At 41.5% G+C, this 13,842-nt stretch carries 15 protein-coding genes; 1 reads left to right on the forward strand and 14 read right to left on the reverse strand.

The annotated features are described in order from the left end of the window. Window positions 1-93: 93 nt before the first annotated feature. The 10 genes from CHH48_RS09795 to CHH48_RS09845 form a co-directional block, all read right to left on the reverse strand. Window positions 94-528, reverse strand: a complete 435-nt coding sequence (locus CHH48_RS09795; RefSeq protein WP_245840345.1) for a GNAT family N-acetyltransferase — start codon at window positions 526-528, stop codon at window positions 94-96. Between the two features lie 24 nt (window positions 529-552). After that, window positions 553-843 (reverse strand): DNA-binding protein, encoded by a 291-nt coding sequence (locus CHH48_RS09800; RefSeq protein WP_095218964.1) that lies wholly within the window; start codon window positions 841-843, stop codon window positions 553-555. A gap of 34 nt (window positions 844-877) precedes the next feature. Then, window positions 878-1,138 (reverse strand): YesK family protein, encoded by a 261-nt coding sequence (locus tag CHH48_RS09805; RefSeq protein ID WP_095218965.1) that lies wholly within the window; start codon window positions 1,136-1,138, stop codon window positions 878-880. 185 nt (window positions 1,139-1,323) lie between these two features. Further along, window positions 1,324-2,589 carry an MFS transporter gene (locus CHH48_RS09810; RefSeq protein ID WP_095218966.1) on the reverse strand — a complete coding sequence of 422 codons (1,266 nt, stop codon included), beginning with the start codon at window positions 2,587-2,589 and terminating at the stop codon, window positions 1,324-1,326. A 423-nt stretch (window positions 2,590-3,012) separates the two neighbouring features. Further along, complete coding sequence (locus tag CHH48_RS09820; RefSeq protein ID WP_141230064.1) at window positions 3,013-4,686, reverse strand: IS1182 family transposase; 1,674 nt, start codon at window positions 4,684-4,686, stop codon at window positions 3,013-3,015. Window positions 4,687-4,865: 179 nt separating this feature from the next. Further along, window positions 4,866-5,510, reverse strand: a complete 645-nt coding sequence (locus CHH48_RS09825; protein ID WP_176466393.1) for an isochorismatase family protein — start codon at window positions 5,508-5,510, stop codon at window positions 4,866-4,868. 16 nt (window positions 5,511-5,526) lie between these two features. After that, window positions 5,527-6,267, reverse strand: coding sequence for a sulfite exporter TauE/SafE family protein (locus tag CHH48_RS09830; RefSeq protein WP_095218968.1), 741 nt, complete (start codon window positions 6,265-6,267; stop codon window positions 5,527-5,529). 36 nt (window positions 6,268-6,303) lie between these two features. Continuing rightward, window positions 6,304-6,846: an NADPH-dependent FMN reductase gene (gene ssuE / locus CHH48_RS09835; RefSeq protein WP_095218969.1), complete on the reverse strand. Its 543-nt coding sequence runs from the start codon at window positions 6,844-6,846 to the stop codon at window positions 6,304-6,306. A 23-nt stretch (window positions 6,847-6,869) separates the two neighbouring features. Beyond that, entirely contained in the window at window positions 6,870-7,769 is a 900-nt protein-coding gene (locus CHH48_RS09840) for a carbon-nitrogen hydrolase family protein (RefSeq protein WP_095218970.1), read from the reverse strand. A 12-nt stretch (window positions 7,770-7,781) separates the two neighbouring features. Next, the gene (locus tag CHH48_RS09845) at window positions 7,782-8,846 is read right to left on the reverse strand and encodes an LLM class flavin-dependent oxidoreductase (RefSeq protein ID WP_095218971.1); all 1,065 of its coding nucleotides are present in this window, start codon (window positions 8,844-8,846) and stop codon (window positions 7,782-7,784) included. 177 nt (window positions 8,847-9,023) lie between these two features. Between CHH48_RS09845 and CHH48_RS09850 the strand changes: the two genes are divergently transcribed. Next, window positions 9,024-9,671, forward strand: coding sequence for a zeta toxin family protein (locus CHH48_RS09850; protein WP_095218972.1), 648 nt, complete (start codon window positions 9,024-9,026; stop codon window positions 9,669-9,671). Window positions 9,672-9,782: 111 nt separating this feature from the next. Here CHH48_RS09850 and CHH48_RS09855 read toward each other — a convergent pair whose 3' ends face one another. The 4 genes from CHH48_RS09855 to CHH48_RS09870 form a co-directional block, all read right to left on the reverse strand. Further along, window positions 9,783-10,421, reverse strand: coding sequence for a YdbC family protein (locus CHH48_RS09855; protein ID WP_095218973.1), 639 nt, complete (start codon window positions 10,419-10,421; stop codon window positions 9,783-9,785). Window positions 10,422-10,623: 202 nt separating this feature from the next. Then, window positions 10,624-11,871: an MFS transporter gene (locus CHH48_RS09860; RefSeq protein WP_095218974.1), complete on the reverse strand. Its 1,248-nt coding sequence runs from the start codon at window positions 11,869-11,871 to the stop codon at window positions 10,624-10,626. A gap of 71 nt (window positions 11,872-11,942) precedes the next feature. Then, complete coding sequence (locus tag CHH48_RS09865; RefSeq protein WP_095218975.1) at window positions 11,943-13,085, reverse strand: winged helix-turn-helix domain-containing protein; 1,143 nt, start codon at window positions 13,083-13,085, stop codon at window positions 11,943-11,945. 23 nt (window positions 13,086-13,108) lie between these two features. Continuing rightward, window positions 13,109-13,720: an HNH endonuclease gene (locus CHH48_RS09870; protein ID WP_217903022.1), complete on the reverse strand. Its 612-nt coding sequence runs from the start codon at window positions 13,718-13,720 to the stop codon at window positions 13,109-13,111. Between the last annotated feature and the right edge of the window lie 122 nt (window positions 13,721-13,842).

Consider the following 13,842-nt stretch of genomic DNA (forward strand, 5'->3'; position numbering starts at 1 on the left):
GAAAATGTTAAATTGTTGCATTTGCCTAGTTTATGGTAAACAAAAAAGACACCTCTAAAGGTGTCTCTCTTGTATCACATAAAACGATATAATTTATGCAAGTTCTTTTTTCATCACTAATTCATCCCACATAATTTCACCTGTCATCACAAATCCTGCACTTTCATAAAGCTTCTCGGCCGCAGCATTCCCCGGCACAATACTCGTATAAAAGGAAATTGCTCCATACCTGATTTTAATCAGCTCTAGCAGCATCATAAGAGCAGCTTTTCCATAACCCTTCCCCTGGTGCTGCTTATCTAGCATAAAACGGCATAATTCTATCCGTTTCGTTTCCTCATCTGTCCCGAACATCAAGAAACCGACTAGCGTATCCTCCGCATAAATAGCATGCGGATACCATTGCTTTTGATAAGCAGCTTGTGCAAGGGATTCAGCATTCTCAGCTACATACTTTTTTTGTTCATCACTTACCGACAGCTTTATACAGCCATGCCAGTTATCCGCGTCTACCGCACGTAAAGTCATTTGCACGATTGCTCAATTCCTTCCCTATAGGTAAATTTCTTTTGACGTTATCCATTTCATAAATTGCTGGTATGGATAATATGTAGTTCCATTCAATTCAATTTTTGGAGCGTTGGGATGCTTAGACAACAAGTCCGCACCCTCCGCCTTATTAAGGTTCAAATATGTATGCAGATCCTTCTCCTTAATTAGGGTAGGATATTCGTCTTCAAATTGAAACGAAGCTTCTGGATTTTTAAAAATCTTAAGTCCATTACCTATGAAGTATCCGAATGCCGCTATTCCTAACCCGATCCAGAAAAAATCTATTTCCATTTTCGTTTATCTCCTTTATCCGTCAGCAAGAATGCTAATTCTCATTCGAACTTAAAAATCCTATAAAGCCTACAATAATAAGAGCTGCAGCCGAAGAGATTAACAATGCAATGCTAATACCTGTTATCCCCAATCCTTCCCAACCTCCGATAGGGAAACTAATAATCAACAAGACAATACTTAACACAGTAAACAAAGTAGGTATTAAAAACATTATAGGTTTCTTCTTTTTGAAAATCAGTGAAATACCTATGATAAGTGCAGCGAAGATAACTGTCGTTAACAAAAAGCTCATTTATGTATGCCCCTTCTAAGAATAGTATTCGTGATCAATATTAAAACCCAATGTTATACTCCTTATTACGAATTAGCTTACATAAAGTTCCTGATTTAAAGCAGATTCCTTTGCATACTGTAAGAATTTACATGCAAAGGAGGAAAGTATCTTTGTGATCGAATATAAAGAAACAGCTTCTCAACTTAAGAAGAAGCGGTATAACCATCTTTCTCACTCGTCACTTCGGCTGGCAATTCCTCAAGTGCTGGCTCAAAAAGGTTCCTGCCCATCACCACAGATATCAAGGCGATGACTGCTCCGGAAGAAATCATGATAACGGCGGGAGAAACATAATCAAACAAGACACCATAAACAATTATTCCAAACGGAGCCATTGCAGTAGCACCCGCCTGCATAATTGAAAAGACGCGGCCTTTGTAGGCATCCTCTATCTCCGTTTGCATCAGTACACCAATGGGATTATTGATAAAGATCAGGCTAGCCCCAACCATGAAAGTTGATACAGCTAAGATGATAAACTGAAGGACTGCTGGCAAAGGCAGCAGTACAGGAAGCACAAAGAAAGCCAGCAAGACACCTAAGCTTATTAATCCGAGTGGGATAAGTCTGGCAGTAGAGCTTTTGAAACGGCTGAAGCTTAATGCCATTACAAGCATCCCAGCAGCCAGCATTGCCTCTATAAAACCAAGTGCCTGGGAAGACATCTCTAACTCCTGAACGATGATATAAGGCATTCCAACTTGAAGTGCAGCGGCAAAAAAGTTGATCCAGACTGCTATTGTCAGGATCTTCATAATTAATCTTTTTCCTGCCGCATACTTGAATCCTGATACAAAAGAGGTCCAAAAAGACTCAATTTTAGCGCTATTACCAGCCATACCGTCCTGCTTTTTGAACAACGTGAAATTAAGCGATGCATCCAAAAAAAGCGCGACTATACTCGCAACGATCAATATTATCAAAAATACTTGGATGGAAAAGAAGCTGTAAAGCATACCGCCTATAACCGGGCCGCCAATAGCTGAAAGTGAGCTCGCAGATTGATTGTAGGAAACAGCCTTTTGAATGGATGCAGCTTCTACTAAGTTCCCGATAGAAGCATTTATTGTAATGCTGATGAACATGGAGGAAATGCTTAATAAAGACGATGATAGATAAAAGTAACCAGCAGCCACGGAACCCTCTTGTAATAAAAGAAATAACAAGCAGACAGTTGCAATTGCAAGGAGCTGAGAAGATACCACCAGTTTCTTTCGGCTGATTCGATCTGCCAGATAACCTGCAAACGGCGATAGTATGATTGTAGGTAGGATTCCAAAAAACAAATTAAGTGAGAAATTCAAAGATGAACCCGTCAGCTGGAGCAAATATAAACTGATACCAAATGAATACACACTGCTGCCAAAAGTTGCGATTATCTTACTGATTGTAAAAGTCCATAAGTTCATATTTGAATATTTCGATAATTAATCTTGTGTCAATATTTTTAACTCCTTTAACCAAAGTATAGTAATAAACTAAATTTTAACAGATTAAAGGAAATGTTTGTAAGAAAAAAAGTAAAAAAATCTTATATCAAACCAGTTTATCCAAGTAAATCACTAATGCCAGATCAATTTTCTATGATCATTTGTCCTTCACACGCAGAATGAACAAAAATACTATTAAAAACGCAATAAAGTAATTCATCGGATTTCTTAGGAAACTCATTTCCAGCAGCTGCTGCAATATAATCCAACATATAAAAATTATGATGATGGAAGGTAAGATAAACTTATTCATTAACTGACCATCTGCCATTTAAATTATTTAATGCCTTTGGCAGCCATCCTATCACCTATACTTTTATATGTCACGCCAGCTGATGGCCATTAAAAAGAGGCTGGGACATAACTAGCTAAATGTAATTTAAAAAAGATCCTCGTCACCGTTTTTTGGTGATGAGGATCTTTTTTCTGTGTTCTCATACTGAATAAGGACTTACTGGCAGTGTACTTCCTCAAGTTCACTGCCATAAAGGCGAATCCGATTTCGTTTTCTACCTTCTCTTTTCCCCTTACGGAGAAACGATAGAAGCGCAAATTAGCCTTCAGAAATCCGAAGACTGGCTCTACATCTATCTTGCGTCTGCCATAGATTTTGCCGGTTTCCTTTTCGGAAAGCAGCTGTTTAGCGTACGCTTTTTGTTGTTCCCATCTTTCATTGAAGAATATTTTCCGGTTGCTTCCTTCTTTGGCTTTCGTACACTGGGCGCGCAGTGGACAAACGGAACAATTTTCACATTCATACACACGATATGTCCGGGTGAATCCATATTTGTCCTGCTTATTTGAGAGATGGCTGAAAGGGAGTTTTTGGTTGTTAGGACATGTGAAGCTGTCATCTTTCGCGTTGTATTCCCAGTTTTCAACGTTGAAAGGATCTTGCTTGTGTTTCTTTTGTTTTTCTTTGCGATACTGATTATACGTAATAAGAGGGATCCGATTTCGATTCTCCACGACATCGTTATAATTCGGTTCACTGCCATATCCGGCATCAGCTACGATATAATTTGGCAAAGAAAAGAAATCCTGTGCAATTCTGTCCAAGCAAGGGATAAAGGTTCTCGTATCCGTAGGATTCGGAAACACATCATAAGCAAGGGCATACTGCCCCTCGGTTGCCACCTGTACATTGTAGCCGGGTTTAAGCTGGCCATTCTTCATATAGTCGTCTTTCATGCGCATGAACGTGGCATCCTTATCCGTTTTGGAGTAGCTGTTTCTATCACCAAAGATGGTCATGTCATTTTGGTATTTTTGCGTTCGCGCAACGAAATCGCGAAAATCTTTCCGATATTGTTTTGGCTCTTTACGCGCTACACGCAGTTCTTTTCGTTCCGTCACATCGTTACTTGCGTCAATTTTTCGGTCATATTTTTGAACTTCATCGTCCAATCTTTCAACGACCTGCGTCATCTCATCGACGGTCAAACTTTCCGGATTTTCTCGTTCAATGGACGGGATAATCTCTTTATCCAATAATTCTTCGTATCTCTGGTTCGATTTTTCTACCAGTTGTGTACTATATTTTCCAATGGATTTACGCCAGACAAACGTAAACTTATTAGCGTTTGCTTCGATCTTAGTACCATCGATGAAAATGGCTTCTTCTTCAATCAGTTTCTCTTCGACAAGCTGACAACGAAACTGAACAAAGCACTGCCGTAAAAGTTCTTTAACGTGAGGATTTACTCGAAAGCGATTGATGGTGCGATAGCTCGGTTCATAACCTTGTGCCAGCCACATCATCCGGACACTATCTTGAAGTAACGCTTCAATTTTACGACCGGAAAAGACCGATTGCGTGTAGGCGCATAAAATCACTTTCATCATCATACGAGGATGGTAAGCAGGATGCCCGGTTTCCCGAAGGAAACCATCGAAGGCTTCATCGGGAATACTTTCTACGAGTTGATTTATGGTAAACGCAATATCGTTCTCCCGTAATTTCCATTCCATATCTAGCGGTAAAACAACTTCATTCATGGTATAATGTTTAAACATAAGGATCCTCCTCTTTTGTTTTTGGTGTGGTAACTTAATTCTATCAGAGGGGTCCTTATTTTGCTTCTAGGAACAAATGAATTAATACATAAAAATAGGCAGGCATCTCCGATTCTCGGTGATGCCTGCCTATTTTATTTATTTACTTTACCGGGTTTTGTCCCAGCCTCCTCCTATTTTTACAATGTAATCGGCGTTGTCTTCAATGCCTTCAAATATGCCGCCACCTGCTCCTTCGGCAAAACATCTGCATACCGTGCATTTACATCAAACAGATTCGCATCATGTGATTCCTTCGCCTGGTCACCGACGCATTCCTCTGGCACGATTGTCTTGAATCCATAAGAGAATGAATCAATGATGGAAGCACGCACACAGCCGCTTGTTGTACAGCCTGTGACAATGACAGTGTCTATTTGTTTCGTCGTCAAGAGCGACAGAACCTCTGTGCCGAAAAAGGCGGATGGATATTTCTTCAATACTACTGGTTCGCCTGCAATCGGTTCCACCTCTGTGCTCACTTCCATGGCATGAGAACCAATCGTGATCCATCCGATATCTGTCTTCCAATTGCCTGTATCCCAATCATCATCCCGGTAGCCTACAACCGTATATATAACAGGAATATCCTTTTCCCTTGCTAATGCCAGCAGCTCTGCGGTTTCAGCTGCAGCCTGCTTGATAAATGGATTCTTTCCTGTCGGGTATTGATCACTCGTGAACGCCTGCTGGAAATCTACCAATAGCAGCGCTGGTTTTTCTCCAAATCCTACCTGCTTCTGCCCATAACCTGCTTGCTGATAGACTGCTTGTTTACCTGTCATATGCATCCCTCCTGTTTTATGTAAGCAATAGAATACCACCGAAGATCGGCAGCAAAATAATAACTGTCCGCAGCACCTGCACTGGAGCAAGGCGCGTGAATTTCGCACCGATGAACGAGCCTATCATCGTACCTGCCACTACTTGCACTAAGAGTGTTATATCAACGAAACCAGCTTGCGCGAAACCGAAAGCACCGAGAAATGATATCGGAATCAGCACAAACATGCTCGTCGCTGCGGCCTGCTGGATGCTTAGTCCGAAAAAGATCATCAAACCCAATTGAATCAAGGGCGTCGACCCGATGCCGAAGCATCCGGACAGAAAGCCAGTGCTGCCGCCAACTCCCATTGCCAGCAGCAAATATTGCTTTCTGCTAAACACTTTCTCTACGTTTACACTCCCGCTAAGCCTCGTACGGAAAAACAGCAGGATAGAAGAAACGAATAAAAGCAAGGCAGAGACAATAATAAGTGGTGTTTCCGGCAGCTGAGCCGCTACTTGTGTCCCAAAATAGGCACCCACTGCACCAAACGCTCCGACCATGGCGCCAGTTTTCAGCTTCATATTGCCTTCTTTAAAATGACTGATCGACCCGGAAATGACCGTGAAGATCATCGCAGTTGTAGACGTGCCGAGTGCGGTATGAATCGGGATCTGGAAGACACTGATCAATAATGCCAGCACAAACCCAGATCCTCCCCCACCGGCAAAGCCCAACAGCAGCCCTAATACAAACATCGTCGCCAGCATCATCATACGTTCCGACCTTTTCTGTTTAAATTAGCGAAGAGATTATACAACCTGTTCGATCGTCACACCTTCCAAAAGGCCCTCGACCGCCTGATCCAGTCTTAACTTGCAGTCCTCTCCCAGCTCAAAACTGTTGTCCTCCGTACGGACTACTTGCTTATCCTGAATGAATACACCCTGTTCGATTGCATTAGCACCCAGCACAGACAGCACCGGCTTCAAAGAGAATTCCAGCATCAGTAAGTGCGCTGTCGTACCGCCCATCGCAAGCGGCAGCACCTTTTTGCCAGCCAAACCTCTTTCCGGAACTAAATCCAGGAAGCATTTCAATACACCGGTATAGGAAGCTTTATACACCTGTGTCGCTACTACGACGACATCCGCATCTTTGACCTGCTGAGTCGCATGGATAATTGCATCACTTGTGAAATTGGCATACAGCAAGTCCTCTGCTGGTAAATCTGCCACAACAACATGTGATACGTCACAGCCCTTCAGTTCCAAATCAGCAATCACATATTCCACAGGACCATTCAATCGGGACGTTTTCTTCGGACTGCCTGTAATCACAACTGCTTTCGTCAAATTAATCGCCCTCCATTTGTGTGTTAGTTCAATACTTCCGTCTGATAGCGTTCATAGACTTCCGGTTTCCGATTAGCCATCCAATCAACGCGTTTTCGTGATTTCGCGAGCGTGGTCTTGCTGATTTCGGCAGCTACATGCTGCCACTCTTCGTCATCTGTAACCGTCACGACATCCCCGAAAGGACTGAGGATACAGGACTGGCCAAAATGGTGACGCAGCACTTCCTCGCCTTGCAGCGCTTCTGTACCAGCTTTATTCACACCCATAACGAATAAGTTATTTTCCATTGCCCTTACCCGGAGTTCTGCTACATACAAATCTTTTCGATAACCATATGTCGCAGTCGGTACGACGACCGCGTCCACATCCTGCATGCGTAATGAACGCCATGCTTCCGGGAATGACCGATCAAAGCAGATGAGGATGCCAATCTTCCAGCCATTGTCCAAAGTGATTGTCGGGAACGCATCCCCACCGCCGCCATATTGTTCGAAATAGAATTTCTCATCTGTCTTCATCGTCGCATCATCAACCTTTGGCACATGCACCTTGCGATAGCTTCCAATCAGTCCTCTTGTCGGAGAACAGACAAACGCCGTATTATAATAGTTCGTACTATCCCCTTCCTCCGCTTTCTCGAACACAGTACCAATCAGATGTGTATCTGTTTCCTTAGCCAACTCCACCATAGCGCTCACTGTAGGACCATTCATCGGTTCGGCAAAATTGAAGAACGTCTCATCCGGTGTCGTGACCGCCGCAAAATACGGCGCTGTCATCAGCTCTGCACAGACAAGCAAGTCTGGCTTATCTAACGTAATTACACGCTTGCACTCTGTCACGATTTTCTGCAAATTCGTTTCCACATCGCCCGCATAAGCACCGTTCTGCAGCCCAGCAATCACCATACTTTCCTTCACTAAATCTCCCCCTTAACCGATGATTTCTTTTACGACTGTATTCCGGAGTCCTTTAGCATCCAACAATGGCACGATGTCACTTTCGAAGAAATTCATATCTGTCACAAAGTCAGGGAATGTGAACAGCAAGCCGTCGATCATCGTTTCCTTCTCAATTCTTTCAATCTGTTCGGCAATTGTTTTCGGGGATCCAACAAGCGTTGGTACAATAAAGATTTCACCGAGCAGTTCCATCGTCGAGCCTGTTTTATCGTTATCACGTGCATCCTGAAGCCCATCGAAGCCGCCTTTATCTGTACCTTCAATAAAGTTCAAATACATGTTCTCCGCCTCTTCATCTGTTTCAGCAGAAATAATTGTATACACCGCATAAGTCTTGATCGACTTGTTCATGCTCGCTGCAATTGCTTTCCCTTTGGCACTAAGCTCGGCGATGCGGTCAAAGTCACCTGCAACAAAATTGATATCACCATGCTTGATCGTGAATTCCAAGCCTTTGTCAGACATACCTGCACAAACAATTGGCGGATTCGGCTTCGTTTTTGGCGTCGGCTGACACATGCAATCTTCCAGCTCAAAGTATTTGCCTTTATGCGTTAGCCGTCCTTTATCCCACAGCTGCTTCACAACCGTCAGCCATTCATCTGCATAGTCATAACGATCGCCATAGAACTCATCCCCAGGCCACAGTCCCATTTGAGAATACTCATACTTATTCCAGCCTGCCACCACATTCAAGCCAAAGCGCCCATCACTGATATCATCAATCGTCGCCGCCATCCGCGCTGCCATTGCTGGATTATATGTGAGCGGCTGCACCGACGCATAAATCCCAATCTTGTCTGTAACAGCTGCCAGACCCGCCATCAGATTGAAGGACTCCATCGCATAATCCCAATGCTCCGTCTTTCCTCCATACCCGCGATACTTTACCATCGACAACACAAAATCCAATCCCATATTCTCTGCCCGCAGCGCAATATCCTTATTCAATTCAAACGTTGGCATATACTGCGGTGAGTTATTCGACATGATCCACCCATTATTCGCTATTGGCAAGAAAATTCCGAAGTCCATTTGTATCGCTCCCTTTTGTGTTGTGTATTTAACATACACAAATTGTATAATTATTCAGAAAATAAAAGGAGCTTACAATGTGTTAAGCAAAAGTGACAAAGTGTAACCATTAAGTACAACTTCTCGGATTAAGCTATAATGGATGCTCACTAATGTATCGAAAAGGTGGGTAATCCATTGGTTAATCTCGCACAACCACTCTCACACATCTATTGGATCGGCGGCTCTCCATGTGCCGGTAAAACAACCATTGCCCGAAAGCTCGCAGCTGAATACGGCTTTACCTATTACAAATGCGATGATTGCTATGATGACCATATGTCCCGCAGTACACCGGATCAGCATCCTAACATGTACAAAATAAAAGACCAGACATGGAATCAGGTCTGGTCTACGCAGTTTTGTTCGCTAACCGTTGAGGAACAAATTGAAGATGTAGTTCGTGTGTATGAGGAGCAGTTTAGTCTAATACTGGAGGACTTATTATCCCGTCCTAAAACAACACCTATCGTTGTGGAAGGAGCAGCGTTGTTGCCGCATAAAATAGCTCCACTTCTTAATGACTTGAACCATGCAATTTGGATGGTGCCGACACCGGAATTTCAAGAAGATCATTATAAGAAAAGAGAATGGGTTCATCGTATTCTTGATCAGTATGATGATCCTGGTTTGGCTTTTTCTAAGTGGATGATGAGGGATAGTGGGTTTGCGCAGAAGGTTGTGGAAAGTGCAGAAAATATGGATCTAATACTTGTGAGCGTTGACGGCAGGTCTACCATTAAAGATAATCTTAAGATAGTAAAGAGACATTTCAATTTAGACTAGAAAAGAAACAGAAGAATTCGTTGTCAGCTCTTGTCTCTCCGAATATCCGCAATCACTAAATATATACTTATAACATATAAAGTAATCCTATTTCTTTATATGTCTTTGTTGTTAAGGGCTTACAACCCAATCTTCTTCCACTAAGAAATTCCAACCTTCTATTTGTTCTATGTCAGAAATAATGTCGGCTGCTTCTAATAAGACTGGTAATATATTTTGTTGGTACCAGTCATGATCTTTATAACTTACCCATCCAGTTAAAGTTATGTAACTATTTTTATGTCTATTTGATTCTCCAAATAGACAACTATCCATTTTCTGAGTAGTTGCCATCTCAGGTATCCATAGATTTTTTTGCTTTTCAATATAGCTTTCTGTGCATGAAGGCTTTATCTTTGATTTAACAATTCTAATAAATGGGCTATCAGTAAGAAATTCAGTTATATTTCTCAACTGATCTAAGAATGATAAATATATATTATATGTCTCTACTTCTATGCTCAAAATAGAATCAGATTGATTTCGTTTGGTGTAAATCTTATCATGTTGATTATTCATAAACTCTTCATATGAACTATCATCTTTCCACACGGAGACAATATGTGCTTTATCGATTTCCTTTATGTCCCAACCACCAATTTGACCTAAGAATCCTCTCGAATTCTTTAGATCTCCCCATGAAGCTTGACCTAAAGAGAATTCAGCTTTTTGTTTCGGATCTACACGGCAAATTAAAAACTTCAATAACATAATAAGTTCTCGACTCCCCTTTGTATTATTAGGTAGTAATTTGTGTAAACCCCTTCAGAATTCCATTTTTGTACAGGCTTAAATTTCTTGTTTATCATTTTAGAAACACATTCATTTAAAGAGATTATATTTAAAGACTTTTGAATATCTAACAATGATTGATTCATGACAACACTTCAATATAATAAGCATCTATCTTGTATTATTCAACCTGTCTTTCTTCTTTTAATAACTCTTTGCTCTCCAACCTCTTCCATATCAAAGCTTGAAATACAATACCTCCAACCCCAATCAAAGCAATAACACTTCCTGTTAAGCGGAAAGCTGCAAGTACTCCAATATTATTTATAAGAAAACCGCCCAATAACGGACCTAAAATGAACAAAGTGCTCAAGCTAGAATCGACAATACCAGCTACTCTACTTACCATTTCCTTCGGTGGTTCTCTTTGAATAAGGTAGTTCACACCTGCAAAGACAAGTCCATTTCCAAGACCTCCGATAAAAGCTAAGCCAAGCGCTATAAAAATGTAGCTTTCTCCTGTAGTTAGAAAACCGAACCCACTTGTCATCAATCCGAGACTAAAACAGCCGGTTCCGAAAAACCATCCATACCGTCGAATTTCTTCGAGTCTGTTCAAGGTTAAAACCATGACCAGTGATCCTAACCCAATACTAGCTGTGATCCACCCAGTCAGTTCTTCTCGCTCCGGATACAACGTGCTGAATAACGTGACTAATTGCACGTCAATCATTTGGATAACAAGTGTACTTAACAGTCCAAACAATAAGCTGGAAAGAATAATGCGGTTATGGATAACTGCATACCATCCTTTTTTCCAGGATTCCAGTACACCCTCTTTTACCGCTGATTCGTTCCTTTCAACATGCGAAGTGATAATCTGTATTCTGTAAAGCAGCAATGCAGATAATATAAAGGCTAAGGCGTTCATCCCCATTGCAATGTGAGTAGAAAAAATGCTTACTACAGTACCGCCAATGAGAGGACCAACTACTTTAACCAATTGAATTACTCCGCCGTTAAGTGATACTGCCTGCATTAATTGATCTTCTTCCACTATCCTTCTCATAAAACCCTGCTGCGCAGGCACGCTTATTGCACCACAAGTACTACGCAGCAACAATATCCCTAGCGCGACATAGGGTGTGCTAGAAAAAAGCAAAATGACAGTCAGCACAGCCCGCACCCAGTCAGAATATATGAGGATCTTTCGCTGATCCCATCGATCGGCCAACACGCCGGCCCATTGACCAAAGAGAATACTAGGTAATGCATAAAACACTGGAATTAAAGCAATAAGCATGGGATCTGCTTTCCATGTAAAACGAAATAGGATCAGCACGGCAATGAAATCGAACCAATTCCCGAGGTTAGCTAATCCATTGGCAAAGAAATACTTTGTAAAATTGCTGTTCTTCCAAACACTCATACTTTAAGCTCCCATCCTCTGTTATTGACATCAGTGTAACTTTGCAATGTCAGAGGAATATCAGAGCAGGATTATAAGTGCTTTTCCAGTTCACAGCTAATATATGGACCCAATTCTACAAGCTGATACATTTCTCTATATCGTTCTAATTCTTTGAAGTAATAGGTATGTAAATCTGGATAGTCTTCGAATTCTTCTAAAAAGGCGATGATTATCTTCAAGCTTTGGAATATGCCAGGTACATATTTTGCCTTGCGGAATTGGGCAAAACCCTCTGCTATTGTTTCTTTCACATTAACGGAATTGCCCTTATAAAGTTGATACAGTCCCTGCATGATTGAAAAGAGAGCTTTCTCTCTTGAGAAAGGACGCTTTATAAGCTCACTTTCAATCATCACTAATGCAGCCTCAATCCAAGCATCATTCCGTTGGAGAAAAGCAAGGCCTAATTCCATTAGGTACAAGATAAGAACGAAACCTTCCATCTCTCCATCGAGGATCTCTTGTTTGGAAATCTTAAGGAGAACAGCTGCCTCATCTAATTGTTTGGTGAGGATCAGCAGAGTTAGCCGATTCAGCAAGCTGATCTCTAATTTGTGCTGCAGAGGCAAATGCTCACAATTTAATGCCTTGGTGAAATAGAACAAACTCTTCTCTGCATCCTCGCAAGTATAGTAATGAAGATGAAGCAGATAATAGCACTTATCCCAAAAATCAGTATGATCAAAATGCAACAGACGCTCAAATTCTCCATTCATAAAATAAAGATACAATTGACTGGAAGCATCCAACTCCACCCCAAAAACAGCTTGATTATCCGCCATCAATCTCAGCGCATCCCCTTGTCCATACAAGTGATACTTACGGAACAGCTTTCCCATATCCTCAGCCAATTCACGGTCATCTGATAACGGGTTTGTTTGTAACTGCGACAACTGATCCAACACATAACCTTGTCCTCTCACTGTTCGGATCTTCACCACATCCGCTAAAGGAACTAACTTCTTCCTTAAGCGATAAATATGATCATCCACTGTCCTATCTACAGGATCAGCCATTGGCCAGAGAAGATCCAGCAATGCCTGCCGGGAAAAGATACGGGCAGGGTGCTGATAAAGTAATTGGAAGAGTTCATATTCTTTGGGCAAAAGTCGAACCTTTTCGGATCGATAGCTTATCTGGAAGAGTTCTGATTGGAATGATATACTTTGCATCTCTTAAACAATCCTTTTGTTGATTAGTCCCTTGCATTCACCTTTTCCAGCAGTTCATCATTTAACTTGTCATCTGCCACATCTTTCGCAACAGCGACCTTTATATAATCAGATAATTGCTGGCTCTCTTTCATTAACCGATGGATACGCTCGCAATTTTCCCAATGCTCTTCCCAAACCTTAGAACCAACCACCTTCTCAAAATCTACGATAGTCGGCCTACTCCAAGATTCATACTTTTCCAATTGATTAACCAATACGTCCAGATGTTCTACTGCACGCGTTTTAGGAGATAATCTAGCATCACTCAAGATCCATTCTCGCCAATATTTATTGCCTTTGGACTGATTGCACTTGCCGCATGCTGGCACCAGATTTTGAATCTCGGAAATATACCCTGTTGGCTTCTTATTACGAACCAATGGCCTGAAATGATCCCATTCGGTAGATTCTCCACCACAATAGGCACATCGCACACCTTCCGTCATTCCCAATAATGCCAGAACTTCTTCTAGTTCCTTTTCCGTCGGAGGAATGGTTGGAATGATACCATTCACGAATGAATTCGTTATACTCGACGATCTTCCTGTTATTTTAACTGCCTTAGGCATTTGAAAAACTGCATTTAAACTCAATTATTTATCACCCTAACCAAATATTTACACTTTTCTCAAGTATAGCTTATTTGTTTAGGCTGTGTTGAAGAAAAAAAGAATAGATTTTTAAAAATAAAAGGCAGTCAAAACTATCAGCTTTG

Source organism: Terribacillus saccharophilus, from assembly GCF_002272075.1.
Taxonomy (GTDB): domain Bacteria; phylum Bacillota; class Bacilli; order Bacillales; family Amphibacillaceae; genus Terribacillus; species Terribacillus saccharophilus_A.